We start from the raw sequence: 2,296 nt of genomic DNA, 5'->3' as shown, positions 1-2,296 counted from the left end.
CGCCTGCGCCTCACCGTGCGCGGCCGCCGCGTGCTCGCATCGCTCGCGGCCCTGCCCGCGACCATCGCGCTCGCCTTCGCGATCATCGGCGGCGGCGCAGCGCTCGCATCGCGCGACGAAGGTGCGCCTGCCGGCACGTTCGCCACGATCACGGTGGCGCCCGGCGACTCCCTCTGGTCGATCGCCGAGGAGGTCGCGCCGGCGCACGACCCGCGCGATGTCGTCGACGAGCTCGTGCGGCTCAACGCACTCGAGGGCGCGGCCGTGTGGGCAGGTCAGCGCCTTTCGATTCCGGCCGGGTACGACCGGCAGCCCTGACGTCGTGGAACGTCACGAGCCGCCGGCGAGCGGTACCGCGCCCGTAACATAGGAGGGGTGAGTCCCCGCCTCGAAGACCTTCCCCTGCGCGCCGATCTCCGCGGGCAGAAGCCGTACGGAGCCCCGCAGGCAGCCCTTCCCGTCGCGCTGAACGTCAACGAGAACACCCATCCCGTGCCGCAGGCCGTCGCCGACGACATCGTGGATTCGATCGCGCTCGCACTGCGTGAGGTCAACCGCTATCCCGACCGCGAGTTCACCGCCCTGCGCGAGGGGTTCGCCGACTACCTCGGGCACGGGCTCGGTCGCGATCAGATCTGGGCCGCGAACGGCTCCAACGAAGTGCTCCAGCACATCCTCCAGGCGTTCGCGGGCCCCGGCCGCAGCGCGTTCGGCTTCGCGCCGACCTACTCGATGTACCCGCTGCTCACACGGGGCACCGGCGCGGAATGGATCGCCGGCACCCGTGCCCCCGACTACACGATCGAGGCGGCGCACGCCGCGTTCCAGGTGGCCGAGGCGTCGCCGGACGTGGTCTTCCTGTGCTCGCCCAACAACCCGACGGGCACGCCGGTCGGCCTCGACGTCGTCGAAGCGGTCTACGACGCGACCGACGGCATCGTCGTCGTCGACGAGGCGTATTTCGAGTTCGCGCCGCGCGACCAGGACTCGGCGCTGACGCTGCTGGCGGGCCGCGAGCGGCTCGCCGTGTCGCGCACCATGAGCAAGGCGTTCGCTTTCGCTGGCGCCCGCGTGGGGTACCTCGCCGCCGATCCCGCCCTCATCGACGCGCTCCGCCTCGTGCGACTGCCGTATCACCTGAGCGCGCTCACCCAGGCGGCCGCCGGTGCCGCCCTGCGTCACGCGCCGGTGATGCTGCGGATGGTGGAGGAGATCGTCGTGCAGCGCAACCGCATCGCCGCCACGGTGGAGGCGCTCGGGTACACCGCGCGTGACTCGTGGACGAACTTCCTGCTCTTCGGGGGAGTCGACGATCCGGCCACGACGTGGCAGCGGCTCTACGACCGCGGCGTGCTCATCCGGGACGTCGGCATCCCGCACCACCTGCGAGTCACGGCGGGCACCGAACACGAGACCACCGCCTTCCTCGACGCGCTGGCCTCGGTAGGATCGGCCCCATGACCGCTGCACCCCGCACGGCGTCGCTGCGACGCGCGACGAGCGAATCCACCGTCGAGCTCGATCTCGACCTCGACGGCTCGGGGCGCAGCCGCATCGACACCACCGTGCCGTTCCTCGATCACCTGCTGACCGCTTTCGCGAAGCACTCGCTCACCGATCTCACGGTGCGCGCGTCGGGCGATACCGACATCGACGCCCACCACACCGTGGAAGACATCTCGATCGTGCTCGGCCAGGCGATCCGCGAGGCCCTCGGCGACAAGTCGGGCATCTCACGGTACGGCGACGCTCTCGTCCCCCTCGACGAGGCGCTCGCGCAGGCCGTGGTCGACATCAGCGGGCGTCCGTACCTGGTTCACAGCGGCGAACCCGCCGGATTCGAGCACCACCTCATCGGCGGGCACTTCACCGGCTCGCTCGTGCGCCACACGTTCGAGGCGATCTCGTTCAACGCCGCGCTCACCGTCCACGTCCGGGTCCTGTCGGGCCGCGACCCGCACCACATCGCCGAGGCCGAGTACAAGGCGTTCGCGCGGGCCTTCCGACAGGCGAAGACTCTCGACCCGCTGATCGAGGGCATCCCCAGCACGAAGGGCGCTCTGTGACCGAGGCTGCGAGGCTTCGTGACGCGGACGAGGTGCGGCCGCTGGTCGCGGTCCTCGATTACGGCTCGGGCAACGTCCACTCCGCGGTCAAGGCGCTCGCAGCGGCCGGCGCCGATGCGCGCCTCACGTCCGACCGCGGCCTCGTGCTGGACGCGGACGGGCTGGTGGTGCCCGGCGTCGGCGCGTTCCGTGCCGTCGCCGATGCGCTGCGCGCGAGCCGCGGCGACGAG

At 71.5% G+C, this 2,296-nt stretch carries 3 protein-coding genes and 1 pseudogene; all 4 read left to right on the top strand.

Translation table 11 applies throughout. The features are described 5' to 3' along the window. A partial coding sequence (locus EIO58_RS16500; protein WP_127820394.1) for a LysM peptidoglycan-binding domain-containing protein occupies positions 1–318 on the top strand: 318 nt, incomplete at its 5' end. Between the two features lie 57 nt (positions 319–375). Next, positions 376–1,461, top strand: coding sequence for a histidinol-phosphate transaminase (locus EIO58_RS16495; protein ID WP_127820393.1), 1,086 nt, complete (start codon positions 376–378; stop codon positions 1,459–1,461). Next, a complete protein-coding gene (hisB, locus tag EIO58_RS16490) occupies positions 1,458–2,066 on the top strand; it encodes an imidazoleglycerol-phosphate dehydratase HisB (RefSeq protein WP_127820392.1) in 609 nt (202 codons plus the stop codon). The genes EIO58_RS16495 and hisB overlap by 4 nt, the downstream gene beginning before the upstream one ends. After that, positions 2,063–2,296 (top strand): annotated as a pseudogene (locus EIO58_RS16485) (imidazole glycerol phosphate synthase subunit HisH); the annotation flags it as partial. The gene hisB and the pseudogene EIO58_RS16485, both read left to right, overlap by 4 nt.

This window comes from Microbacterium sp. CPCC 204701, assembly GCF_004010105.1.
GTDB lineage: Bacteria > Actinomycetota > Actinomycetes > Actinomycetales > Microbacteriaceae > Microbacterium.
Note: the sequence above shows the minus strand (reverse complement) of the source record. Positions and strands in the feature narration are given on the sequence as shown.